This is a genomic window from Streptomyces sp. NPDC051987 (assembly GCF_040680735.1).
Lineage (GTDB): Bacteria > Actinomycetota > Actinomycetes > Streptomycetales > Streptomycetaceae > Streptomyces.
The window spans coordinates 25,314-48,928 of sequence record NZ_JBFAXI010000008.1 but is presented as its reverse complement, the minus strand read 5'-3'; the positions used below and the strand labels follow the sequence as shown (position 1 = coordinate 48,928).

The window sequence follows — 23,615 nt, the reverse complement described above, 5'->3', positions numbered from 1 at the left end:
CACGGTCGAGTGGATCCGATGAGACAAGCGAGCCGCGCCTCCCTGCGCCCATTAGGGTGAGGGACATGCCCGCCAGCTATGCGTATCTCGGTCCTGAAGGCACCTTCACCGAAGTCGCCCTGCGCACTCTTCCGGAGACCGCCACCCGGGAGCTGGTCCCGTACGTCTCCGTGCAGTCGGCGCTGGACGCCGTGCGGGTCGGCGAGGCCGAGGCCGCGTTCGTCCCGATCGAGAACTCCGTCGAGGGCGGCATCACCACCACCCTGGACGAGTTGGTCGCCGGCGAGCCGCTGATGATCTACCGCGAGGTGCTGCTGTCGATCACCTTCGCGCTGCTGGTCCGGCCCGGCACCAAGCTCTCCGACATCAAGACGGTCACCGCCCACCCGGCCGCTCAGCCGCAGGTCCGCAACTGGCTGCGGGCCCACCTCCCGGAGGCCGTCTGGGAGTCCGCCGCCTCCAACGCGGACGGCGCCCGCCTGGTCCAGGAGGGCCGGTACGACGCCGCCTTCGCCGGGGAGTTCGCGGCCGCGCGCTACGGCCTGGAGGCCCTGGAGACCGAGATCCACGACGCGGAGAACGCGCAGACCAGGTTCGTGCTGGTGGGCCGCCCGGCCCGGCCCGCCGCCCCGACCGGCGCGGACAAGACCTCGGTCGTGCTCTGGCAGAACGACGACCATCCCGGTGGGCTGCGCGATCTGCTGGGCGAGTTCGCTGCCCGGGGCATCAACCTCATGCTGCTCCAGTCCCGGCCGACCGGGGCCGGCATCGGCAACTACTGCTTCTGCATCGACGCCGAGGGGCACATCTCCGACCGGCGGGTGGCGGAGGCCCTGATGGGGCTGAAGCGGATCTGCCGCCAGGTGCGGTTCCTCGGCTCCTACCCGCGGGCGGACGTCAGGCCGGGCGAGGTCGCGGAGCCCACCCTGCCGGGGACGTCGGACGAGGAGTTCGTGGCGGCCTCGGACTGGGTGACGCGCTGCCAGGACGGCCGTTTCTAGCCGGTCCTACCCTCGTATCTTCGTTATCCACAGGAGTTATCCACAGGTCCTCATCTCGACCTGGGGACAAGTCGACAGTGACGCATGAGCCTGTCGACAAATCGCCCTACAGTACCCGGATGCCGCCCCGCGCCGCCGCATCACCCTTCGTCCACTCGTTTCCCTTGGTTCATCTTTTGGAGCGACGCCTTTCCACTCGAAAGAGGGTGTTGTACCGGTTTGGGGCGGGAATTCCTCTCTCTGTTCATCACTTACGGAGTGATCAATTCCGAAGTCCACACCCCATCCACACACCCTGTGGATAACTCTCGGCGGGGCAGGGATTCCTGTGGACAACCGCACCCCCAAGTGCCGTTCTCCACAAGGAAATCCAGTCAACCGCAGGCCGCACGCGTGCCCCGTCCCGAGGGGTGAGACACTTTTTGTTGACACGCTCGGCATTTACCCCATAACGGAACGTAAGCCGCGATTCGGAACGCGTGTCCATAGTGATTCGTGGGGGGCAACCCCGCACCGGTAGCCTTGGCTCCGTGATTGACCTTCGCCTGCTCCGTGAGGACCCCGACCGTGTGCGCGCGTCCCAGCGCGCCCGTGGAGAGGACGTCGCGCTCGTCGACGCCCTCCTCTCTGCCGACGAGCGGCGCAGGTCCTCCGGCGTCCGCTTCGACGAGCTGCGCAACGAGCAGAAGTCGCTCGGCAAGCTCATCCCCAAGGCCTCCGGCGACGAGAAGGCCGAGCTGCTGAAGAAGGCCGGTCAGCTCGCCGCCGACGTCAAGGCCGCCGACGCCGAGCGCGACGCGGCCGACGCCGAGACTCAGGAGCTGCTGCTCAGGCTCGGCAACCTCGTCCACCCCGACGTGCCGGTGGGAGGCGAGGAGGACTTCGTCACCCTGGAGGAGCACGGCACGATCCGCGACTTCGGCGCCGAGGGCTTCGAGCCCAAGGACCACCTGGAGCTGGGCCAGCTCCTCGGAGCGATCGACGTCGAGCGCGGTGCCAAGGTGTCCGGCTCCCGCTTCTACTTCCTGACCGGTGTCGGCGCCCTGCTGGAGCTGGCGCTCGTCAACGCGGCGATCGCCCAGGCCACCGAGGCCGGCTTCACGCCGATGCTGACCCCGGCGCTGGTCCGCCCGCAGTCCATGGCGGGCACCGGCTTCCTCGGCCAGGCGGCCCAGGACGTCTACCACCTGGACAAGGACGACCTCTACCTGGTCGGCACCTCCGAGGTGCCGCTCGCCGCGTACCACATGGACGAGATCATCGAGGCGGAGCGCCTGCCGCTCCGCTACGCCGGATTCTCGCCCTGCTTCCGCCGCGAGGCAGGTTCGCACGGCAAGGACACCAAGGGCATCTTCCGCGTCCACCAGTTCGACAAGGTGGAGATGTTCTCCTACGTCGCCCCCGAGGACTCGGAGGCGGAGCACCAGCGCCTGCTGGCCTGGGAGAAGCAGTGGCTGACCTCGCTGGAGCTGCCGTTCCGGGTGATCGACGTCGCCACCGGTGACCTCGGCGCCTCGGCCGCCCGCAAGTTCGACTGCGAGGCGTGGATCCCGACGCAGGGCAAGTACCGCGAGCTGACGTCGACGTCGGACTGCACCGAGTTCCAGTCCCGCCGGCTGTCGATCCGGGTCCGTGACGGCAAGCAGGTCAGGCCGCTGGCCACGCTCAACGGCACGCTGTGCGCCGTACCGCGCACCATCGTGGCGATCCTGGAGAACCACCAGCAGGCCGACGGTTCGGTGTACGTGCCCGAGGTGCTGCGCCCGTACCTGGGCGGCCGGGAGGTCCTGGAGCCGGTGTCCCGGTGAGCTTCCCCTACGGGCTCATCGCCACGGACCTCGACGGGACGCTGCTGCGCTCCGACGAGTCGGTCTCCCAGCGCACCCGTGACGCGCTCGCCGCGGCCACCGCGGCGGGCGCCGCGCACATCGTCGTCACCGGCCGCGGAGTCCCGTGGACCCGGCACATCCTCGATGACCTCAGCTACGACGGCCTCGCCGTCTGCGGCCAGGGCGCGCAGGTGTACGACGCCGGAGCGCACCGCCTCCTCACCTCCGTGACGCTGGACCGGCAGCTGGCCGGGGTGGCCCTCGCGAAGATCGAGGCGGAGGTCGGCCCGCTGTACCTCGCGGCGAGCCGCGACGGTCTCGACGGGGACGTGCTGGTGGGGCCGGGGTACGCGGTGAGGGGTCATCTTCCGTCGATCCCCTTCACCGACGCCGCCGATCTCTGGTCGGCGCCGCTGAACAAGATCTACATACAGCATCCGGAGCTGTCCGACGACGAGCTGGCGGAAGCGGCCCGGCAGGCGGCCGGGGGGTTCGTCGGTGTCGCCATGGCGGGCGAGGGCATCGTGGAGCTGCTCCCGCTCGGTCTCTCGAAGGCGACGGGCCTGTCCCTGGCCGCGCGTCGGCTGGGTCTCAGGTCCGCCGACACGATCGCCTTCGGCGACATGCCGAACGACATCCCGATGTTCGCCTGGGCGGCTCGGGGGGTGGCCATGGCCAATGCTCATGAGCAGCTGAAGGCTGTGGCGGGCGAGGTGACGTCCTCCAACGACGAGGACGGCATTGCGGTGGTCGTGGAGCGTCTGCTCGGCTGAGCTTGTCGATGTGCCGCGGGTCCGGTGGGGGCCGGTCGCGCAGTTCCCCGCGCCCCTGAGTGGGACCACTCAGGGGCGCTTGCAAGTTCGGCTCAGTCACAGTGACACCGTCTGCGGAGGATGCACGGATCGAACGTGCGCGGGCTTTCCAGGCCCGACCATGGCTTAGCAAGCCAGTGCCTTACCACTCGGCCAATCCTCCGGGTGGGCGGCCCACGCGAGAGCGACCATCGCGTGCTCGAAGCGGCCGCCCCGGGCAGCTACACGGCGATCCTCCGACGGCTGCCCTGACGGGAGCGGGACGTACTGTCGTGCAGGGACACCGTCCGGCTCCTCTCCCAGCTGGTGGGGTGACACAACCACTGTGCCTGTGAGCCGAGTTGGGTGCCAATCAATTAACGCGAGGCGGGCGTCCCAAGGGGTCCCCGAACCCTCACCGGCGCCACCACTTGCGCCGCCCCTTGCTGAAGAACCACCCGGCCGGCGGCTCGTCCGACCGCCACGGCTGCGGTTCCGGCGACTCCGCGCGCCAGCGCGCGGCCAGCATCCGCGCCCGCGCGGACGGCTCGGACGTCTCCGCGGACCGTATGAACTCCTCGTCCAGCGCGACACCGTCCCAGTCGGCGTCTCCGAAACCCTCAGCCATCCCCGTTCCTCTCCACGGAACATCCCCTTTGCCCAGTGTGCCCGGACCCGGGTGAAGCCCCCGTCAATAAAGCGGGTGTCTACTCCTCGCCCGCCAGCGTCAGCGAGCGCAGCTTCTGGCCGGCGTACCAGGTGGCCAGGACGGTCACCACGACCAGCAGCACCGTGCCCGTCGTCAGAGACACGTCGGACGTGACCAACTCGCCGCCGGTCACCTTGTGGGCGACGGCCAGGGACCACTGCTGGACGCTCAGCGTCCGCGCCCCCGGGACCAGGGAGCCGAACAGGGCCTCCCAGACCAGGGCGTAGACGAGCCCGAAGACCACCGCGTGCCGGGAGACCGTCCCGAGGAGCAGGAAGAGCGCGGCGTAGGCGATGGAGGCGACGAGCGCGGCGACCGTGTAGGCGACGGCGATCTGCTGGCCGTTGCCGTTGAGGACGAAGCCCGCGATCAGGGTCGGCAGGGCCGAGAAGACCATGGTCACGGCGATCGCCACGATCAGCTTGGTGACGATGATCGTCGGCCGTTTGATCGGCTTGGACAGCAGGTACACCACGGAGCCGTCGTCGATCTCCGGACCGATGGCGCCGGTGCCGGCGATGACGCCGATGATCGGCACCATGGTCGCGAGGGCGAGTCCGCCGAGCAGGTCGGAGGCGGTCTGGTCGTCGGCACCGGCGAGGCCGCGGACGACGACGGAGATCGCGATCAGCAGTACGGGCAGCGCGCCCAGGATGAGGGCACGGCGTCGGCCGAGCAGAGCCCGGTAGGTGAGCCGGGCGACTGTGGGGTCGTACATCTTCGGCCTCCTACGCCGCGACCAGATACGAGAACACGGATTCGAGGGACTCGTCGGACGGCGAGACCGTGAGCAGCCGGATGCCCTGGTCGCGGGCGACCTTGGGCAGCAGGGCGGTGAAGCGGCCGAAGTCCACGGCCTGGATGCGCAAGGCGCCCTCGGTGAGGTCCACCTCGATGCCCGAGGTGGACGGGTCGGCGATGAGGGCGGCCGCGAGGGCGCGGTCGTCGCTGGAGCGGACCAGGTAGCGGTGCGGGCGGTCGGTCATCAGGCGGCGGATCTTGCGGAAGTCGCCGCTGGCCGCGTGCCGGCCGGCTACCACGACCTCGATGTGCCAGGCGAGCTGCTCGACCTCCTCGAGGATGTGGGAGGAGAACAGGACGGTGCGGCCCTCGTCGCCCATGCGCCGCAGCAGTTCCATGAGCTGCATGCGCTGACGCGGGTCCATGCCGTTGAAGGGTTCGTCGAGGAGGAGCAGGGACGGCTCGTGGACGAGGGCGGACGCCATCTTCACGCGCTGGCGCATGCCCTTGGAGTACGTCGAGATCTTGCGGTCCTGCGCGTACTCCATCTCGACCGTGGCGAGGGCCTTCTGCGCGGCCTTGGCTCCGAGGCCCTGCAACTCGGCGTTGGCGACGACGAATTCGCGGCCGGTGAGGAAGTCGTACATCGCCTCGCGCTCGGGGACGATGCCGATGTGCTTGTAGATGGCCTCGTTCCGCCAGGTCGGCTGCCCGTCGAGAGTGACGGTGCCGGTGGAGGGGGCGAGGAAGCCGCCCATCATGTTGATGAGGGTGGACTTCCCGGCGCCGTTGGGGCCGAGGAGGCCGGTGACGCCGGGACCGATGGTCATGGTGACGTCGTTGACGGCGACCACGTTGCCGAACCAGCGGGAGACGTGGTCGATGGAGAGCGTGGTCACAGTCCCACCTTCTTGTAGCGGCGCAGCAGAAGGCCGTAGCAGGCGGCGATGAGGCCGACGATGACAAGCAGGTACACCGCGCCCTGGGCGTGCGAGGGTCCGTCGCCGCCCGGGAAGGTGTTGGTGCCGCCGAGCAGGGCGGTGCTCACCCCGCCGATCAGGGTGACCGGCGAGAACAGGCCGATCCACGGGATGGCGCCGGCGCTGCCCTGGGAGTCGGCGATGGCCTGGAGGGTGGAGACCGCGCCGTAGGAGATGGTCAGGACGGCGATCACGGCGGCGATACCGAAGCCGCGGCGCGGGGTGACCGCGGCGATGACCAGGCCGATGCCGGCGAAGAGGAGGGACAGCAGGGCCACCGAGAGCAGTCCCTCACCGAACCCCTTGGTCTGGTGGGCGAAGTCCATCTTGGAGAGCAGTGCGCCGAGGTACAGCACGACCAGCGGGGCGCCGGTGAGGATGAACAGCGCGGAGGCCAGGGCCGCGAACTTGGCCTGGACGTAGTCGGCGGTCTCGATGGGCCGCGAGAAGTACAGCGGGATGGTCTTGAAACGCAGGTCGCGGGAGACGGCCTGGGGGGCCTGGGAGGCGACGTACAGGCTGATGACGGCCTGCATGATGATCGCGTACCGCGTGTAGGACACCGGCAGGTCGTGAGCCTTGGTGGCGACGGCGACGGCGACCATGATGGCCGCCGGCACGCAGATCACCGCGAAGAGCAGCATCGGCAGCACCTTGGACTTCACCGACCGGCCGAGGCCGTAGGAGCCGCGCAGGGTCTGCGAGTACAGGGACAGGCGGGCGTACGAGCGGCCCAGGCGCGGGCCGTCGTAGCCGCGGTAGCCGATGTCGTGGATTCTGGACTGGTCGCCCGTGGGAGTGGCCAGGGGGTGCTCAACCGCCATGGACGGTCGCCTCCTTCCGCTGCTCGTCGCCGTTGGTGAAGACCTCGGAGATGTGGTGCCGGCGCTGCTCCATGCGCACCAGGCCGAGGCCGAGGTCGGCGACGACGTCACGGACGAGGTCGTAGGTCTCCTCGCCCTGCGCGGTGAGCAGCAGGATGTGGCCGGCGCCGGGGAGACCGCCGCCCTCGTTGTCGGTCTCCACCCCGCGCGCGTGGAGCGCGTCGCGCACCGCGCGGGTGCCGTCCGGGTGCTCGTCGCTGTCGGTGACCTCGATGGCGAGGGTGGTCGTGGTCTGCGTGAAGTCGGTGGTGGAGCTGGAGCGCAGCAGCTTCCCGCCGTCGACGACGACCACGTGGTCGCAGGTGCGCTCCAGTTCGCCGAGCAGGTGCGAGGTGACCAGGACCGAGATGCCGAAGTCGGTGTGGATGCGGCGGATCAGGCCGAGCATCTCGTCGCGGCCGACCGGGTCGAGGCCGTTGGTCGGCTCGTCGAGGAAGACCAGCTGAGGGTCGTGCACCAGGGCCTGGGCGAGCTTCACGCGCTGCTTCATGCCGGTCGAGTAGCCGCCGATGGGGCGGTACCGCTCCTCGTAGAGGCCGACGTGGCGCAGCGTGTCGGCGGTGCGCTCGCGGGCGGCGGTGGGCGGCAGGCCGGACATGCGGGCCATGTGCACGACGAACTCGGTGGCCGAGACGTCGGGCGGCAGGCAGTCGTGCTCCGGCATGTAGCCCACGCGCTCGCGGATGGCGGCGCCCTTGGTCGCGACGTCGAGGCCGAGCACTTCGGCGCGGCCCTCGGTAGCGGGGGACAGACCCAGCAGGATCTTGATCAAGGTGGACTTGCCGGCGCCGTTGGCTCCGACGAGGCCGGTCACACCGGGTCCGATGTCCACGGACAGCCGGTCGAGCGCGGTCACCCGGGGGAACCGCTTGCTCAGGCTTTCGGTCGCGATCACAGTCACGCCATAGAAGGTAGTGACCCGGGCCACTGCGGTCGTCAGACCTCGGAGCCGTCTTCTCGTCAGCCTCCAGTATTACGGGGCCCTAGGGGATCCCCCTCCTTGAGAGCTACCCGGAGTTGTCCACAGGCCTCACCACCCCTGTTGACGTCACCTCTAACAACTGTCACATTCACCTTGTCACGTTACGGGCACGTACCGCAGTCGACGGGGGTGGAGCGGATGACGACAACAGTGGCACCGAAGGAAGAACGCGCCGCGCGGCTCCAGAGTTTCCGGCGGGTCCGGCGGTTCGCGTACGAGTCCGCGGCGAGCCTCGTGGCCGACGGCTCCCGGGATCCCGAGCAGAGCGCCTTCGGGCCGGACGACGATCTGCCGCACGCGCGGCGCGGAGCGGAGGACAGGTGACGGGCATCGACGGCGCGCGCGAGCGGCGGGTGCGCACGGGGGGAGTCGACCTGTGCGTGGCGGAGCTGGGCGACCCGGCCGCCCCGACCGTCGTGCTCGTCCACGGCTACCCGGACAGCAAGGAAGTGTGGTCCGAGGTCGCGACCCGTCTCGCCGGCCGCTTCCACGTCGTCCTGTACGACGTCCGCGGCCACGGCCGCTCCACCGCCCCGAAGCCCCTGCGCGGCGGCTTCACCCTCGCCAAGCTCACGGACGACTTCCTGGCGGTGATCGACGCGGTCAGCCCGGACCGCCCGGTGCACCTCGTCGGCCACGACTGGGGCTCGGTGCAGTCCTGGGAGTTCGTCACGGTGGCGCGTACCGAGGGCCGTGTCGCCTCCTTCACGTCGATGTCCGGGCCGTCCCTTGACCACTTCGGGCACTGGATCGACGCGCGCGTGCGGCGACCCACACCCCGCCAGGCGGCCCAGCTCATCGGCCAGGGCGCCAAGTCCTGGTACGTGTACCTGCTGCACACCCCCGCCCTGCCGGAACTGGCCTGGCGCGGCCCCCTCGGCAAGGCGTGGCCGAGGATCCTGCGACGGGCCGAGGGACTCTCCGGCGGGGACTACCCGACCTCCTCGCTGCCCTCCGACGCAGCCCACGGCGCCTGGTTGTACCGCGACAACGTGCGGGCCCGGCTCCGCCGCCCGCGCGAGGACGAGTTCGCGCACGCGCCCGTCCAGCTCATCACGCCCCTCGGCGACGCGTTCCTCTCCGAGCGTCTCTACGACGACCTGGAGCGCTGGGTTCCCCGGCTGACCCGCCGCACCCTGCCCGACCGGCACTGGGTCCCGCGCACCCGGCCGGACCAGGTGTCGTCCTGGATCGAGGAGTTCGTGGTGTCGGTCGAGGACGGGCGGGAGGCGCCCTCCCGTGCCGACCGTCATGCCCAGCGGTTCGGCGGCCAGTTGGTCCTCGTCACCGGAGCGGGCAGCGGTATCGGCCGCGCGACGGCGTGCGCGTTCGCGGAGGCGGGCGCGCGGGTGGTGGCGGTGGACCTGGACACGGAGGCGGCAGCCCGCACCGCCGAGCTGTCCCGGCTGGCCGGCGCGGCGGACGCGTGGGCCGAGACCGCCGACGTCTCCGACGAGCAGGCCATGGAGAAGCTCGCGGAGAAGGTCCACCGCGAGTACGGCGTGGTCGACGTGCTGGTCAACAACGCGGGCATCGGCCTGGCGGGGTCCTTCTTCACGACCACGGCGGAGGACTGGCGGCGCGTCCTGGACGTGAACCTCTGGGGTGTGATCCACGGTTGTCGTCTCTTCGGGGCCCGGATGGCCGAACGCGCCCAGGGCGGCCACATCGTCAACGTCGCCTCGGCCGCCGCCTACCAGCCCTCCCGCGCCCTGCCGGCCTACAGCACCTCCAAGGCGGCTGTCCTGATGCTGTCCGAGTGCCTGCGCGCCGAACTCGCCTCCCAGCGCATCGGGGTGACGGCGATCTGCCCCGGCATCGTCAACACCAACATCACGTCCACGGCCCGCTTCACCGGAGTCGACGAGGAGGAACAGCACCGACGGCGACAGCGCTCCGCACGGCTCTACGGCCTGCGCAACTACCCGCCGGAGAAGGTCGCTTCGGCAATCCTGGAGGCGGTGGAACACAACCGAGCGGTGGTACCGGTGACCCCGGAGGCGCGGACGGCGCGAGTGCTGTCTCGGCTGGCACCGGGGATTCTGGGCCGACTCGCGCGCGTGGAACCCAGGTTGTAGCGAGCTGACGTGCAACTGCGGTGTTCTGGCGGATGATCGAGCAAGACACCCGTCCGACCGTGGCAGTTGTGCCGCTGGGGCGGGGCGGCCGGGGTGGACACGCGGGCGGCATCCTGCACGCGCCACTGAGCATCAACCGCCTCGCCCTCACGGTGGACGTCCAACTGGTCTGTGCGATGCGTCTGTTGGTGCGGACGGGCAGCGGCGCTCTCGGGCGGGACACGCTCGACGGAACGGCCCTGCCTGCCGACACGATCCGGGCCGTGCGCAACCCCGTTGGCCAGGACCGCACTGTCGAGTCCACCTCCGTCCCAGCCGAACGCGGTGTGCGCGCACCGTGCTTGGACGACCTCACCACACATCACCTTGCAGTGAACGATCTTGACGAATCACCGTGAACTGACCAGCACTTGTCCACAACTCGGCGAATTCCCTTGTGGATAACCGCACTTGGTTGTGGATCAAACCTCCGGCGAAAAACAACTGCGTGATCCGCGTCTCGCCCGGCACGCTGGTGACATGAACGCGCGACACAACGACGGAGCACAGGACGAGCGGCGCACCGTGAAGGTGTCGAAGTACCTCTCCAAACACCTGCGCCACCAGCCCGAACGCATCGGTCTTCAACTGGACGACGCCGGCTGGGTGGAGATCGACACGCTCCTCGCGGCAGTGGCGGCACACGGATTCCCGGTCACCCGCGAGGAACTGGACCACGTCGTCGCCACCAACGACAAGCAGCGGTTCGCGATCGAAGGCACCCGGATCCGCGCCAGCCAGGGCCACACCATCGACGTCGACCTAGGACTGCCTCCGGCGACCCCGCCGCCGTACCTCTACCACGGGACCGTCGCACGGAACCTGGACGCGATCCGGAGCGAGGGACTCAGGCCGATGAACAGGCACGACGTGCATCTGTCGGCGGACCGGGAGACCGCCACGCGGGTCGGCGCCCGGCGCGGGCGCCCGATCGTGCTGGCGGTCGACGCGGGCGCGATGCACAGGGACGGACACGTCTTCCACCTCAGCGCGAACGGGGTGTGGCTGACGCAGGCCGTACCACCGCGCTACCTGCGCTTCCCCGATCCGCACTGACCTGGGCGCCGGTGCACTGCCGCACGGGGCGTTCGCCGAGTTCGGCGCCCTGCCGGGGAGTGAGCGCACGTCGGCCGGGCAGCCGCGCACGGTGACCGCCTGATCCGCTGCCGGTGAACGTTTCGTCCCCTGTCAGGGGGTCCCCTTAGTCTCGGACCCATGAGTCTGCGTCTGAGCACCGTGATCCTCCCGTACCGCCGCTGGAGCGAGGGCGGCCGTTCCGCCTGGACACGCGCGGAGGAGCTGGGCTTCCACACCGCGTACACCTACGACCACCTGTCCTGGCGCACCTTCCGGGACGGCCCGTGGTTCGGCGCGATACCGACGCTGACCGCCGCCGCCTCCGTGACCGACCGGATGCGGCTGGGCACGCTGGTCACCTCGCCGAACTTCCGCCATCCGGTGACGCTGGCCAAGGAGCTGATCTCCCTCGACGACGTCTCCGGCGGCCGGGTGACGCTCGGCATCGGTGCGGGCGGCACCGGCTTCGACGCCACCGCGCTGGGCCAGGAGCCGTGGGCCCCGCGAGAGCGGGCCGACCGGTTCGCGGAGTTCGTGGCGCTGCTCGACCAGCTCCTCACCGAGGACGCCGTGACCCACGAGGGCGCGTTCTACTCGGCCACCGAGGCGCGCAACATCCCGGGCTGTGTGCAGCGGCCCCGGCTGCCCTTCGCGGTGGCCGCCACCGGCCCGCGCGGGCTGAGGCTGGCCGCGCGGCACGGCCAGGCGTGGGTGACCACCGGCGATCCCAAACTGTACGAGTCGGGCACCCCCGAGCAGTCCTTCGAGGCACTGCGCGGACAGCTGCGCAAGCTCGTCGACACCTGCGCGGCGACCGGCCGGGACGCGGCGGAGCTGGACAAGGTCCTGCTCACCGGGTTCACCCCGGACCGCGGCCGTCCGCTGGAGTCCCTGGACGCCTTCGTGGACTTCGCCGGCCGTTGCCAGGAGCTGGGCTTCACCGAGCTGGTGATCCACTGGCCCGTCCCCGACTCGATGTTCGCCGCCGAGGAGAAGGTCTTCGAGCTGATCGCCATGGAGGCCCTGGCCCAGCTGGACTGAGCGGGGAGTCGTCTGTGTCTCATCTGGGCGCCCGCCCGGTCGGCCGTGCGGGCATATGCGCGAGAATGGGCCGGTGACCTCAGCGACCCGACAGCCCGAGACCCCTGCCTTCGCGACCCCGCCCCGGCTGATCGCCACCGATCTCGACGGCACCCTGCTGCGCGACGACAAGTCGGTCTCCCCGAGGACGGTCGCCGCGCTGGCCGCCGCCGAGGAGGCGGGTGTCGAGGTCTTCTTCGTCACCGGCCGCCCGGCCCGCTGGATGGACGTCGTCAGCGACCACGTGCACGGCCACGGCCTGGCGATCTGCGGGAACGGCGCGGCCGTGGTCGACCTGCACGGCGGCCCCGGCGCCCACCGCTTCGTGAAGGTGCGCGACCTGGCCCGGCATAACGCGCTGGACGCCGTGCGGCTGCTGCGCGAGGCCGCGCCCGGCACGGTGTACGCGGTCGAGCAGACGTACGGCTTCCACCAGGAGCCCGCCTATCCCAAGCTGCACCTGGAGATACCGGACCATCTGCTGCCGGCCGAGGAGATCCTCGCGACCGACGGTCCGAGCGCCGGTGAGCCCGTCCTCAAGATCCTCGCCTACCACCCCGATCTCGACCCGGACGCCTTCCTCACCCTCGCCCGCCTCGCCATCGGCGACCGCGCCACCGTCACCCGGTCCAGCCCCAGTGCCCTGCTGGAGATCAGCGGCCCGGGGGTCTCCAAGGCCAGCACGCTCGCCCTGGAGTGTGCCGAGCGCGGCATCTCGCACGAGGAGGTCGTGGCCTTCGGCGACATGCCCAACGACGTCGAGATGCTGACCTGGGCAGGTCAGTCCTACGCCATGGGCAACGCCCACCCCGCCGCCGTCGCCGCCGCCTCGGGCCGTACGGTCGCCAACAACGAGGACGGGGTGGCCGTCGTGATCGAGAAGCTGCTGTCCGCCCGCGCCTGAGGCCGCCCGCCGCGCCCGGCTACCCCGCTGCCACCAGCGCCCCCGCCGCAGCCTCCCGTCGCGCCATGTCGCGCAGCGGTCCGGCCGCGGCGGCCAGTTCCGCGTAGCTGCCGCGCTGCACCACGCGGCCCGCGTCGAGGACGATCACCTCGTCCACGGCCTCCAGGCCCGCGAGCCGGTGCGTGATGAGCAGCGTCGTACGGCCCTCGGTGGCGGCCAGCAGATCCGCGGTGAGCGCGTCCGCCGTGGGCAGGTCGAGGTGCTCGGCGGGTTCGTCCAGCACGAGCACCGGGAAGTCGGCGAGCAGCGCCCGGGCGAGCGCCAGCCGCTGTCGCTGCCCCCCGGACAACCGCGCCCCGTGCTCACCCACCAGGGTGTCCAGCCCGTCGGGCAGCCCGTCCACCCAGTCGAGCAGCCGGGCCCGGCCCAGCGCGTCCCGCAGCTCCTCCTCGGTGGCGCCTCTCCGCGCGAGCAGCAGGTTCTCGCGTACCGAGCTGTCGAAGAGGTGCGCGTCCTGGGCGCACAGCCCGACCAGCCGCCGTACGTCGTCGCTGTCCATGCCGTACGCGTCCACACCGGCGAGCGTGTAAGAGCCCGCACCAGGGTCGAGGAACCGCAGCAGGACCTGCGCGAGGGTCGACTTGCCGGCGCCGGACGCGCCGACCACGGCGACCCTGCGCCCTTCGGGCAGGGCAAGGTCCACCCCGTCGAGCGCGTCCCTGGCCTGTCCTGGATACCGAGCCGTCAGACCCTTCAGGACGACGGGGAAGGGCGTCGCAGGCGCCTGCCGCGGCCGCTCCGGCTCGCGCACCGGCTCCGGAGCGTCCAGGACCTCGTAGATGCGCTCGGCGCTCCTGCGCACCCGCTGACGGTGCCGGACGGCCGACGGCAGCCCGACTACGGCCTCGAAGGCGGCCAGCGGCGTCAGGACGACGACCGCCATCGCCACCCCGCTCAGCCGGCCGTCGGCGACCGCCTGGGCGCCCAGCAGCGCGGTGCCGACGACGGTCAGGCCGGTCAGCAGCGCGGTCAGTCCGTCCCCGAGTGCGGTGGCCGTGGCTCCCCGCGAGGCGATCCGGGTGAGCGTGCCGTCGGCCCGCCGGGCCTCGTCGGCACGGGCGGGCAGCGCGCCGGCAACCGTCAGCTCGGCGGTGCCGGTGAGCAGGTCGGTCACCCGGGTCGCGAGCAGCCCACGGGCCGGCGCCAGCCGGTGTTCGGCTCGTCGGGCCACGGCGGAGGTCACCAGGGGAACACCCGCACCGGCCGCCAGCAGCCCCACGGCGAGTGCGGCCCCGGCTCCTGGCAGCAACCAGGTGGTGAACGCCACGGACCCCGCGGAGACGACCACCGCGACCCCGGCCGGCAGCAGCCACCGCAGCCAGTAGTCCTGCAGAGCGTCCACATCGGCGACCAGCCGGCTGAGCAGGTCGCCCCGCCTGGTCGTCCGCAGCCCGGCGGGCGCGAGCCGCTCCAGCCGCCGGTAGACGGCGACCCGGGTCTCGGCCAGCATGCGCAGCACGGCGTCGTGCGACACCAGCCGCTCGCCGTAACGGAACACGGCGCGGCCGATCCCGAAGGCCCGCGTGGCCGTCACGGCGACCATCAGATACAGCACCGGCGGCTCCTGCGAGGCCCGCGAGATCAACCACCCGGAGGTCGCCATCAGCCCCACCGCGCTCCCGAGCGCGAGCGCCCCGAGCACCAGCGCAAGCGACAACCGCCCTCGCTGGGCGCCGGACGCGGCACGAACCCGCCGGAGAACACCCCGCCGTCCCTCGGACAACGCATCCCCGTGACGCCCCACAGCCGGCCCGAGCCCCCGCACGGCCTCGCCTTCCCCTTGGCCCGGTCGCTCCGTGACCTCACCGTCCCGCTCACCTGGCCGGGCGGTTGGTACGCTCAGGTTCTCGGAGTCCAGGGGGCGGAGCCCTCCGGGGACCTCACTGCCGGAGAGCCGCACGACGCGGGACGCCACCGAGAGCAACGCCGGCCGGTGGACCACCAGGAGCACGGTCCGCCCCTCGGAGAGCCGCCGTACCGCAGCCACCACCTCTGCCTCGGTCCCCCCGTCCAACGCGGCCGTCGGCTCATCCAGCAACAGCACGGGCCGGTCGGCAAGGAACGCCCGCGCCAACGCCAGCCGCTGCCGCTGCCCGGCGGAGAGCCCGGCCCCGTCCTCGCCGAGAACCGTCTCCGTCCCCTCCGGCAACGCGTCCACGAACTCCAGCGCCCCGGAATCCCGCAAGGCCTCCCGAACGGCGTCGTCGTCCGCGTCGGGGCGCGCCAGCCGTACGTTCTCGGCGATCGTGCCGGCGTACAGATGCGGCCGCTGCGGCACCCACGCGATCCGCGACCGCCACTCTTCCAGGTCGAGGCCGGCAAGATCGGCACCCCCGACCCGCACCCGCCCCTCCGCTGGCGGCACGAAACCCAGCAGCACGCTCAGCAGCGTCGACTTGCCCACGCCGCTCGGGCCGACCAGCGCGACCGTCTCACCGGGTTCGACGGTGAACGAGACGTCGGTGACCGCGTCGGCCGACCGGCCCGGATAGCGGACCGTCACCCCCTCGAAGGCCAGCGAGGCGTCAGAAGGCACCGCACCCGCCCCGGACACCGGCACCGGAGTCTCCAGCACCGCGAAGATCTCCTCCGCCGCCGCCACTCCCTCCGCTGCCGCGTGGAACTGGGCTCCCACCTGGCGCAACGGCAGATAGGCCTCGGGGGCCAGCACCAGGATGACCAACCCGGTGTAGAGGTCCATGTCACCGTGCACGAGCCGCATGCCGATGGTCACGGCCACCAGCGCCACCGACAGCGTGGCGAGCAGCTCCAAGGCGAAGGAGGAGAGGAAGGCGATCCGCAGGGTCCGCATGGTCGCCTGCCGGTACTCGCCGGTGATCCGGCGGATGGACTCGGCCTGCGCCTTGGCGCGGCCGAACACCTTCAGCGTGGGCAGCCCGGCAACCACGTCCAGAAAGTGGCCGGAGAGCCGGGAGAGCAGCCGCCACTGCCGGTCCATCCGGGACTGGGTGGCCCAGCCGATCAACACCATGAAGAGCGGAATCAGGGGCAGCGTCCCGACGATGATCGCCGCGGACACCCAGTCCTCGGTGACGATCCGCGCCAGCACCGCGACGGGGACGACCACCGCGAGACCCATCTGCGGTAGGTAGCGCGAGAAATAGTCGTCGAGGGCGTCGACGCCGCGCGTGGCGAGGGTGACCAGCGACCCGGTCCGCTGGTCGCTCAGCCAGCCCGGGCCGAGCGCCACCGCCCGGTCGAGCAGCCGGCCTCGCAACTCGGACTTGACCGCCGCGCTCGCCCGGTGTGCGGCGAGCTCGGTGAGCCAGGAGACCAGCGCCCGGCCGACCGCCACGACCGCCAACAGCAGCAGAGGCGTACGGAGTTCGGAGGCCGAGTGACCGTGCTGGAAGGCACCCACCACCACTTCGGCGATGAGCATGGCCTGAGCGATGACCAGCCCGGCACCGACGGCACCGAGGGCGACGACGGCTACCAGGAAGAAGCGAGTGGCACGGGCGTAGCGCAGCAGACGGGGATCGATTGGTTTCACGTGAAACATGCCCTTCGGCCCGGAGAGGGTGTTTCACGTGAAACACCCTCTCCTCGGACTCAGTGCGCGGCTTCGGTCGCTATGTGCTGCGTACCGATCCGCTTACGGAACACCCAGTAGGTCCATCCCTGGTAGAGCAGGACGAGCGGTGTGGCGATCGCGGCCAGCCACGTCATGATCTTCAGGGTGTACGGGCTCGACGAGGCGTTGGTGACCGTGAGGTTCCAGTCCTCGTTGAGCGACGACGGCATGACATTCGGGAAGAGCGACAGGAAGAGCATCGCCACGGCGGCCACGATGGTCACGCCGGACAGCGCGAACGCCCACCCTTCGCGGCCCCGCAGGTTGGCCCCGAGCGCGCCCAGCAGAGCGGCAACCGCCACGACCAGCGCGACAAGGCTCTTGACGTCACCGCTGTCGATCTGGGTCCACAGCAGGAAAACCAGCGCCAGTGCGGCAGTGAGGGCACCGACCTTGGTCGCCAGCTTCCGCGCCCGTACCCGTATGTCGCCCACCGTCTTGAGCGCGGTGAAGACCGACCCGTGGAAAGTGAACAGGGTCAGCGTCACCAGTCCGCCGAGCAGGGCATACGGGTTGAGCAGGTTCCAGACGGTGCCGACGTACTCGAAGTTCCGGTCGATCTTCACGCCGTGCACGATGTTCCCGAAGGCCACGCCCCACAGGAACGCCGGGACCAGCGAGGTCCAGAAGATCGCGGTCTCCCAGTTGCGCTGCCAGTTCTCCTCGGGCCGCTTCGCCCGGTACTCGAAGGCGACGCCCCGGACGATCAGGCAGACCAGGATGACCAGCAGGGGCAGGTAGAAGCCGGAGAAGAGCGTCGCGTACCACTCGGGGAAGGCGGCGAAGGTCGCGCCGCCCGCGGTGAGCAGCCAGACCTCGTTGCCGTCCCAGACCGGACCGATCGTGTTGATCAGCACTCGCTTCTCCAGGCGGTCCCGGGCGAGCAGCTTGGTGAGGATGCCGACTCCGAAGTCGAAGCCCTCCAGGAAGAAGTAGCCGGTCCACAGGACGGCGATCAGTACGAACCAGACGTCGTGAAGTTCCATGACTGCGTCTCCCTCGGCCTAGTACGAGAAGGCCATCGGCTTGTCGGCGTCACGGGTCTCGCCGCCGATCTTCGTGGGCGGGTTGAGATCGTCCTCGGTGAGCTCCGGCGGTCCGGCCTTCACGTACTTCACGAGCAGCTTGACCTCGACGACGGCGAGGACGGCGTACAGCGCGGTGAAGGTGATCATCGATATGAGGATCTCCGCCTGGGAGACACCGGGGGAGACCGCCGCGCTGGTCCTCAGGACGCCGTAGACGACCCAGGGCTGGCGGCCCATCTCGGTGAAGATCCAGCCCCAGGAGTTGGCGATCAGGGGGAAGCCGAGCGTCCAGATCGCCACCAGCCAGTAGAGCCTGCCGAGCTTGGGGCTGAGGGCCTTGCTCTTGAAGAGCACCAGATGCGGCACCTCGTCGTCACCGACCCTCAGGTGCTGGGGCAGCATGAACTTCTTGCGCGTCAGCCAGAGGCCGGCCAGACCGATGACGAAGGACGCCATGCCGAAGCCGATCATCCAGCGGAACGCCCAGAACGTGACGGGGATGATCGGCCGGTAGTCACCGGCACCGTACTTCTGCTGCTCGGCCTTGTTGGTGTCGTTGATGCCGGGGACGTACGAGTTGAAGTCATCGTCGGCGAGGAAGGACAGCAGGCCGGGAACCGACAGTTCGACGGAGTTGTGGCCCTTGCTGACGTCGCCGTAGGCGAAGATCGAGAAGGGCGCCGAGTCCTGGCCGTCCCACAGGGCCTCGGCGGCGGCCATCTTCATCGGCTGCTGCTTGAACATGACCTTGCCGAGGGTGTCACCGCTGATCGCGGTCAGCATGCCGGCGATGACGACGGTGATCAGACCGAGCCGCAGCGAGGTCTTCATCACGGTGATGTGCTTCTTGCGGAACAGGTGGAAGGCGGCGATGCCGACCATGAAGGCGCCACCGGTCAGGAAGGACGCGGACAGCGTGTGGAAGACCTGGGCCAGCGCGGTGTTCTGGCTGAGCACGGACCAGAAGTCGGTGAGCTCGGCCCGCCCCTTCACCTTGTCGATCTTGTAACCGACGGGATGCTGCATCCACGAGTTGGCCGCGAGGATGAAGTACGCGGACAGGATCGTGCCGATGGAGACCATCCATATGCAGGCCAGGTGGATCTTCTTGGGCAGCTTGTCCCATCCGAAGATCCACAGCCCGATGAAGGTGGACTCGAAGAAGAAGGCGATCAGCGCCTCGAAGGCGAGCGGGGCACCGAAGATGTCACCGACGAACCGCGAGTAGTCGGACCAGTTCATGCCGAACTGGAACTCCTGCACGATGCCGGTGACCACACCCATCGCAATGTTGATCAAAAAGAGCTTGCCCCAGAACTTGGTCGCCCTGAGGTACTTCTCCTTCTCCGTGCGCACCCAGGCGGTCTGCAGGCCGGCCGTGAGGGCGGCGAGCGAGATCGTCAGCGGGACGAACAGGAAGTGGTAGACGGTGGTGATGCCGAACTGCCAGCGCGCCAGTGTCTCCGGCGCCAAAGCCAGGTACACGTCGTCAGTCTCCTTACGTCGCCGTGATCCAGCGACACTCTGCCCCTTTTGTCGCGTGCATCACGGGACCAATGGGACACGCTTGTGAATGCATTCACATTCACAAGCCATTATGACGCACCGATTGTCGAAGTTCGAAGGGGGGTCGCACTTGGGCCGTTCGGCACCTTCTTGACATGCGCGCGGGGCCGCCCGGCCCTGATGTCGGCCGTGCGACCCCGCACGTGTGGATCTCCTGGTCCGCGGGAGCCTCCGCTCGCCCCGGAGGCGCTACAGCTCCTTGCGGAACGCCTCCGCCGCCTTCAGGAAGATGTCGTTCGCCTCGGTCTCGCCGACCGTCACCCGCACACCCTCGCCCGGGAACGGCCGGACGACCACGCCGTGCGCCTCACAGAGCTGCGCGAAGGCGGTCGTGCGCTCCCCCAGCCGCAGCCACACGAAGTTGGCCTGGCTCTCGGGCACCGTCCAGTCCTGGCCGCGCAGCCCCTCGACGACGCGCTGCCGCTCGCACACCAGCGAGCCGACCCGGCCGAGCAGTTCGTCCTCGGCCCGCAGCGAGGCGATCGCCGCCTCCTGGGCGAGCTGGCTCACGCCGAACGGGACCGCGGTCTTGCGCAGCGCCGCCGCCACCGGCTCATGACCGATCGCGAAGCCGACGCGCAGCCCGGCGAGGCCGTAGGCCTTGGAGAAGGTCCGCAGCACGCAGACGTTCGGCCGCTCACGGTAGATCTCGACACCGTCGGGCACCTCGGGGTCACGGATGAACTCCCGGTAGGCCTCGTCGAGGACCACCAGCACATCACTGGGCACCCGGTCCAGGAACCGCTCCAGCTCGGCCCGCTTCACGACCGTGCCGGTCGGGTTGTTGGGGTTGCAGACGAAGATCAGGCGGGTGCGGTCGGTGACGGCGTCGGCCATCGCGTCCAGGTCGTGCACATCACCGGCCGTGAGGGGCACCTGGACCGACCGGGCGCCGCTGATCTGCGTGATGATCGGATAGGCCTCGAAGGACCGCCAGGCGTAGATCACCTCGTCACCGGGGCCGCTGGTGGCCTGGATCAGCTGCTGGGCGACACCGACCGACCCGGTGCCGGTGGCGAGGTGGGCGAGCGGGACACCGAAGCGGTCCGAGAGCTCGTTCATCAGCCCCGTGCACGCCATGTCCGGGTAGCGGTTGAAGGAGGCGGCTGCCGCGGTGACGGACTCCATCACGCCGGGAAGCGGGGGATAGGGGTTCTCGTTGGAGGAAAGCTTGTACGCGACGGAACCGTCGGCCGCCGCCGGCTTGCCCGGCTTGTAGGTGGGGATACCCTCCAGCTCGGCGCGCAGCTTGGGGCTCGTCTCGCTCACCGCAGTCCTCCTCGCGACCTCCGGCGGACCGTCCGCACCGCCGGCATCCAATACTGCTCACCTTAAGAGGATTGGGCCCCGCCGCGTCCAGCGGAAGAGCGGGCGGGGCAGCGGCGGCGGCATCACGGGCATCACCACACGAAGGCGCATTTATCGGGGGCGCGCCCTACATATATCTACGCGCCGGTGGCTCACGCCGTAGCGCGCATCACCCGTGCAGGTGAGTTGAGACCTCTTCGAGACATCGGGCACTTGGCAGGCCCATGCGTGCAGACACGTCACGTCTCACCATTGGATCGTTCAACTGACTTTCTTTCTAAGGTAGTTGACCCCAATTGGCCTTGCAGAAACGTGCCTGTCAACGCGTGCATATGCGTCCGCACTACCCCACCGCATGAGCCCTACTATCGGCTCGCCATGACAGCAGCAGGGAAGCACCAGGTGAGCCGCGCGGAAACCTCTCGGCGAGGCAGCCGGCCGGGCCGGGCGGGCATCAGAGACGTGGCCGCCGCCGCCGGAGTCTCCATCACGACCGTCTCCGACGCCCTGAACGGCAAGGGCAGGCTCCCGGATGCCACCCGGCGCCATGTCCGCGAGGTCGCCGACCGGCTGGGGTACCGCCCCTCGGCCGCCGCCCGCACGCTCCGTACCGGCAAGTCGGGACTCATCGGCCTGACCGTGACGACGTACGGGGATGAACCTTTCACCTTCACCGAGTTCGCGTACTTCGCCGAGATGGCGCGGGCCGCCACCTCGGCCGCGCTCGCCCGCGGCTACGCCCTGGTGATCCTGCCCGCGACCTCACGCCACGACGTGTGGTCGAACGTCGCCCTGGACGGCACGGTCGTCATCGACCCCTCCGACCAGGACCCGGTGGTCAGCGAACTGGTCCGGCAGGGTCTCCCGGTGGTCTCCGACGGCCGCCCGGCGGGCGCGCTCCCGGTCACCGCCTGGGTGGACAACGACCACGAGGCCGCCGTCCTCGGCATCCTCGACCATCTCGCCGACGCGGGCGCCCGCCGGATCGGCCTGCTCACCGGCACCACGACGGACACGTACACGCACCTGTCGACCAGCGCCTACCTGCGCTGGTGCGAGCGCGTCGGCCAGGACCCGGTCTACGAGGCGTACCCGGCGCACGACCCGTGCGCCGGCGCCGTCGCCGCCGACCGGCTGCTCGCCCGGCCGGACCGCCCCGACGCCGTCTACGGCCTCTTCGACCCCAACGGCACCGATCTGCTCGCCGCCGCCCGTCGCTACGGGCTGCGTGTCCCGGACGATCTGCTCCTGGTGTGCTGCAGCGAGTCGACGGTGTACGCCAACACCGAACCGCCCATCACCACGCTCTCCCTGAAGCCCCGCCGTATCGGCACCGCGGTGGTGCAGCTGCTCATCGACGCGATCGAGGGAGTGGAGTCGGACCAGCCGGTCGAGCAGGTGATACCGACCGAACTGATCGTGCGTACCTCCTCCCAGCGACGCCCGCAGCGCACCACGGTCAGTCCGCCGCGGGCACCGGAGGAGGAGTAGCACGAGCACGCGGAGAGCGGGGCGGCCCGGCCGCCGGGCGTCGTCCGACGGCCGACGGCAGCCGAACCACGGGCGGTCGAACCCCTGCCCAACCGGGGCGAATGCCACGCTGAACTGGAGTCCTGCCCGGATTCACCACCCCTGGGTCATCACACGGCGCGACGGGCGTTCCTATGATGGGCCCACGACACCGCGGGCCGCTGCGACCAGGCAGTCCGAAGCGGTGCAGATGCGGCGCGATGGTGGAGGGGTCTGATGACTCAGGGGGCCGGTCAGGGACCCGAGACGGAGCGGACGGCGACGTTGCGCGACTTCCGGGTACCCGGATACGTCAACGACACCGGTCCGTACGCCCCCAGCACCCATCCCGGCGACGCCGTCCCGCCACTCGACGACATGTACCCCGAGGGGTATCCCGACGGGTACACGCCCACGCAGCGGGACCTGCCTGTCATCCACCGGGGCGACACGCTCCAGACGCCCGTCGAACCGGCCGCCGGTCCGGGCGCGCAGCCCGGAAACGGCCCCGGCCCGCTGTACGTCGTCGGTGACGTGCACGGCTATCTCGACGAGCTGGTCGCCGCACTGCGGGAGCAGGGCCTGGTCGACGCGGACGGCCACTGGTGTGCGGGCAGCGCCCGGCTGTGGTTCCTCGGCGACTTCACCGACCGGGGGCCGGACGGCATCGGCGTCATCGACCTGGTGATGCGGCTGTCCGCCGAGGCGGCCGCGGCCGGCGGCTACTGCAAGGCGCTCATGGGCAACCACGAGCTGCTGCTGCTCGGCGCCAAACGGTTCGGCGACACGCCCGTCAACTCCGGTGCGGGCACCGCCACCTTCCAGGCCGCCTGGCTGCTCAACGGCGGCCAGAAGACCGACATGGACCGGCTCCAGGACCACCACCTCCAGTGGATGGCCCGCCTGGACGCCGTCGAGCAGGTCGACGGATATCTGCTGGTCCACTCCGACACCACCGCCTACCTCGACTACGGCGACTCGATCGAGGCGGTCAACGACACGGTCCGCGAGACCATCACGCGCAATGACGCGGACGAGGTCTGGGACCTGTTCCGCAAATTCACCAAGCGCTTCTCCTTCCGCGACGAGGGGGGTGCAGACGCCGTCCGTTCCCTTCTCGATACGTACGGCGGTACCCGCATCGTTCACGGACACAGCCCGATTCCCTATCTGCTGGGCGAAGTCGGCTCCGAGGAGGGCGAAGAGGGCACCGGCCCGGTCGTGGAGGAGCCGCACGTCTACGCCGACGGGCTGGCCATCGCCATGGACGGCGGCGTGACCATGGCCGGAAAGCTGCTGGTGAGGCAACTTCCGCTGGACGTCTGAGGGTTCGCCCGGCTGTTTCATCCTCCCGACGTCACACGCGGGCCACCCCCAATTTCCGGCAACCCCCTGTCACCGCGTGCCGTAACGGCTCTACCATCGGTTTATCCGTAGCAGGCTCCCCTCCGTTT

20 protein-coding genes and 1 tRNA gene are annotated in these 23,615 nt (G+C 70.0%); 11 read left to right on the top strand and 10 right to left on the bottom strand.

Annotated elements, in window-relative coordinates; translation table 11 throughout:
• The first annotated feature begins 65 nt into the window (after nucleotides 1–65).
• The 3 genes from pheA to AB0M11_RS06690 all read left to right on the top strand — a co-directional run bounded on the left by pheA (nucleotide 66) and on the right by AB0M11_RS06690 (nucleotide 3,603).
• Nucleotides 66–1,001 (top strand): prephenate dehydratase, encoded by a 936-nt coding sequence (pheA, locus tag AB0M11_RS06700; RefSeq protein WP_365702122.1) that lies wholly within the window; start codon nucleotides 66–68, stop codon nucleotides 999–1,001.
• Nucleotides 1,002–1,531: 530 nt separating this feature from the next.
• The gene (gene serS / locus AB0M11_RS06695; RefSeq protein ID WP_365702120.1) at nucleotides 1,532–2,809 is read left to right on the top strand and encodes a serine--tRNA ligase; all 1,278 of its coding nucleotides are present in this window, start codon (nucleotides 1,532–1,534) and stop codon (nucleotides 2,807–2,809) included.
• Nucleotides 2,806–3,603, top strand: coding sequence for an HAD family hydrolase (locus AB0M11_RS06690; RefSeq protein WP_365702118.1), 798 nt, complete (start codon nucleotides 2,806–2,808; stop codon nucleotides 3,601–3,603). Before serS ends, AB0M11_RS06690 begins: the two co-directional genes overlap by 4 nt.
• A gap of 114 nt (nucleotides 3,604–3,717) precedes the next feature.
• On the opposite strand, the gene AB0M11_RS06685 is transcribed toward AB0M11_RS06690, so the two are convergent.
• The 6 genes from AB0M11_RS06685 to AB0M11_RS06660 all read right to left on the bottom strand — a co-directional run bounded on the left by AB0M11_RS06685 (nucleotide 3,718) and on the right by AB0M11_RS06660 (nucleotide 7,830).
• Nucleotides 3,718–3,805, bottom strand: a tRNA-Ser gene (locus AB0M11_RS06685).
• Between the two features lie 231 nt (nucleotides 3,806–4,036).
• Complete coding sequence (locus AB0M11_RS06680) at nucleotides 4,037–4,249, bottom strand: hypothetical protein (protein ID WP_365702116.1); 213 nt, start codon at nucleotides 4,247–4,249, stop codon at nucleotides 4,037–4,039.
• A 79-nt stretch (nucleotides 4,250–4,328) separates the two neighbouring features.
• Nucleotides 4,329–5,048, bottom strand: a complete 720-nt coding sequence (locus AB0M11_RS06675; protein WP_365702114.1) for an ABC transporter permease — start codon at nucleotides 5,046–5,048, stop codon at nucleotides 4,329–4,331.
• Between the two features lie 10 nt (nucleotides 5,049–5,058).
• The gene (locus AB0M11_RS06670) at nucleotides 5,059–5,970 is read right to left on the bottom strand and encodes an ABC transporter ATP-binding protein (protein WP_365702112.1); all 912 of its coding nucleotides are present in this window, start codon (nucleotides 5,968–5,970) and stop codon (nucleotides 5,059–5,061) included.
• Entirely contained in the window at nucleotides 5,967–6,875 is a 909-nt protein-coding gene (locus AB0M11_RS06665) for an ABC transporter permease (RefSeq protein WP_365702110.1), read from the bottom strand. The genes AB0M11_RS06670 and AB0M11_RS06665 overlap by 4 nt, the downstream gene beginning before the upstream one ends.
• On the bottom strand, nucleotides 6,865–7,830 hold the full coding sequence (locus tag AB0M11_RS06660; protein ID WP_365702333.1) for an ABC transporter ATP-binding protein: 966 nt from the start codon (nucleotides 7,828–7,830) through the stop codon (nucleotides 6,865–6,867). The genes AB0M11_RS06665 and AB0M11_RS06660 overlap by 11 nt, the downstream gene beginning before the upstream one ends.
• Before the next feature lie 225 nt (nucleotides 7,831–8,055).
• Here AB0M11_RS06660 and AB0M11_RS06655 point away from each other — a divergent pair, with 225 nt between their 5' ends.
• From AB0M11_RS06655 to AB0M11_RS06630, 6 genes are all read left to right on the top strand, one after another.
• The gene (locus tag AB0M11_RS06655; RefSeq protein ID WP_365702108.1) at nucleotides 8,056–8,241 is read left to right on the top strand and encodes a hypothetical protein; all 186 of its coding nucleotides are present in this window, start codon (nucleotides 8,056–8,058) and stop codon (nucleotides 8,239–8,241) included.
• Complete coding sequence (locus AB0M11_RS06650) at nucleotides 8,238–9,995, top strand: SDR family oxidoreductase (protein WP_365702106.1); 1,758 nt, start codon at nucleotides 8,238–8,240, stop codon at nucleotides 9,993–9,995. Before AB0M11_RS06655 ends, AB0M11_RS06650 begins: the two co-directional genes overlap by 4 nt.
• A 32-nt stretch (nucleotides 9,996–10,027) precedes the next feature.
• Entirely contained in the window at nucleotides 10,028–10,393 is a 366-nt protein-coding gene (locus tag AB0M11_RS06645) for a hypothetical protein (RefSeq protein ID WP_365702104.1), read from the top strand.
• A gap of 121 nt (nucleotides 10,394–10,514) precedes the next feature.
• On the top strand, nucleotides 10,515–11,090 hold the full coding sequence (locus tag AB0M11_RS06640) for an RNA 2'-phosphotransferase (protein ID WP_365702102.1): 576 nt from the start codon (nucleotides 10,515–10,517) through the stop codon (nucleotides 11,088–11,090).
• A 159-nt stretch (nucleotides 11,091–11,249) separates the two neighbouring features.
• Complete coding sequence (locus AB0M11_RS06635) at nucleotides 11,250–12,152, top strand: LLM class flavin-dependent oxidoreductase (RefSeq protein ID WP_365702100.1); 903 nt, start codon at nucleotides 11,250–11,252, stop codon at nucleotides 12,150–12,152.
• A 55-nt stretch (nucleotides 12,153–12,207) separates the two neighbouring features.
• The gene (locus AB0M11_RS06630; RefSeq protein WP_365702098.1) at nucleotides 12,208–13,095 is read left to right on the top strand and encodes an HAD hydrolase family protein; all 888 of its coding nucleotides are present in this window, start codon (nucleotides 12,208–12,210) and stop codon (nucleotides 13,093–13,095) included.
• A gap of 19 nt (nucleotides 13,096–13,114) precedes the next feature.
• Here AB0M11_RS06630 and cydD read toward each other — a convergent pair whose 3' ends face one another.
• The 4 genes from cydD to hisC all read right to left on the bottom strand — a co-directional run bounded on the left by cydD (nucleotide 13,115) and on the right by hisC (nucleotide 20,613).
• Nucleotides 13,115–16,669: a thiol reductant ABC exporter subunit CydD gene (gene cydD, locus AB0M11_RS06625; RefSeq protein ID WP_365702096.1), complete on the bottom strand. Its 3,555-nt coding sequence runs from the start codon at nucleotides 16,667–16,669 to the stop codon at nucleotides 13,115–13,117.
• Nucleotides 16,670–16,728: 59 nt separating this feature from the next.
• Nucleotides 16,729–17,736: a cytochrome d ubiquinol oxidase subunit II gene (cydB, locus tag AB0M11_RS06620; protein ID WP_365702094.1), complete on the bottom strand. Its 1,008-nt coding sequence runs from the start codon at nucleotides 17,734–17,736 to the stop codon at nucleotides 16,729–16,731.
• 18 nt (nucleotides 17,737–17,754) lie between these two features.
• Nucleotides 17,755–19,263: a cytochrome ubiquinol oxidase subunit I gene (locus tag AB0M11_RS06615; protein WP_365702092.1), complete on the bottom strand. Its 1,509-nt coding sequence runs from the start codon at nucleotides 19,261–19,263 to the stop codon at nucleotides 17,755–17,757.
• Between the two features lie 270 nt (nucleotides 19,264–19,533).
• Nucleotides 19,534–20,613, bottom strand: coding sequence for a histidinol-phosphate transaminase (gene hisC, locus AB0M11_RS06610; protein ID WP_365702090.1), 1,080 nt, complete (start codon nucleotides 20,611–20,613; stop codon nucleotides 19,534–19,536).
• Nucleotides 20,614–21,030: 417 nt separating this feature from the next.
• On the opposite strand from hisC, the gene AB0M11_RS06605 reads away from it, so the two are divergent.
• Together AB0M11_RS06605 and AB0M11_RS06600 are read left to right on the top strand one after the other, a co-directional pair.
• Nucleotides 21,031–22,143, top strand: a complete 1,113-nt coding sequence (locus tag AB0M11_RS06605) for a LacI family DNA-binding transcriptional regulator (protein ID WP_365702088.1) — start codon at nucleotides 21,031–21,033, stop codon at nucleotides 22,141–22,143.
• Nucleotides 22,144–22,398: 255 nt separating this feature from the next.
• Nucleotides 22,399–23,487 carry a metallophosphoesterase gene (locus tag AB0M11_RS06600; protein ID WP_365702086.1) on the top strand — a complete coding sequence of 363 codons (1,089 nt, stop codon included), beginning with the start codon at nucleotides 22,399–22,401 and terminating at the stop codon, nucleotides 23,485–23,487.
• Nucleotides 23,488–23,615: the final 128 nt, after the last annotated feature.

Bases quoted from the DNA above. Each gene is read 5' to 3' on its own strand.
- pheA (WP_365702122.1), top strand. From the start codon at position 66: ATGCCCGCCAGCTATGCGTATCTCGGTCCTGAAGGCACCTTCACCGAA.
- AB0M11_RS06680 (WP_365702116.1), bottom strand. From the start codon at position 4,249: ATGGCTGAGGGTTTCGGAGACGCCGACTGGGACGGTGTCGCGCTGGAC.
- AB0M11_RS06675 (WP_365702114.1), bottom strand. From the start codon at position 5,048: ATGTACGACCCCACAGTCGCCCGGCTCACCTACCGGGCTCTGCTCGGC.
- AB0M11_RS06665 (WP_365702110.1), bottom strand. From the start codon at position 6,875: ATGGCGGTTGAGCACCCCCTGGCCACTCCCACGGGCGACCAGTCCAGA.
- AB0M11_RS06655 (WP_365702108.1), top strand. From the start codon at position 8,056: ATGACGACAACAGTGGCACCGAAGGAAGAACGCGCCGCGCGGCTCCAG.
- AB0M11_RS06645 (WP_365702104.1), top strand. From the start codon at position 10,028: ATGATCGAGCAAGACACCCGTCCGACCGTGGCAGTTGTGCCGCTGGGG.
- AB0M11_RS06640 (WP_365702102.1), top strand. From the start codon at position 10,515: ATGAACGCGCGACACAACGACGGAGCACAGGACGAGCGGCGCACCGTG.
- AB0M11_RS06635 (WP_365702100.1), top strand. From the start codon at position 11,250: ATGAGTCTGCGTCTGAGCACCGTGATCCTCCCGTACCGCCGCTGGAGC.
- AB0M11_RS06630 (WP_365702098.1), top strand. From the start codon at position 12,208: ATGCGCGAGAATGGGCCGGTGACCTCAGCGACCCGACAGCCCGAGACC.
- cydB (WP_365702094.1), bottom strand. From the start codon at position 17,736: ATGGAACTTCACGACGTCTGGTTCGTACTGATCGCCGTCCTGTGGACC.
- AB0M11_RS06605 (WP_365702088.1), top strand. From the start codon at position 21,031: ATGACAGCAGCAGGGAAGCACCAGGTGAGCCGCGCGGAAACCTCTCGG.
- AB0M11_RS06600 (WP_365702086.1), top strand. From the start codon at position 22,399: ATGACTCAGGGGGCCGGTCAGGGACCCGAGACGGAGCGGACGGCGACG.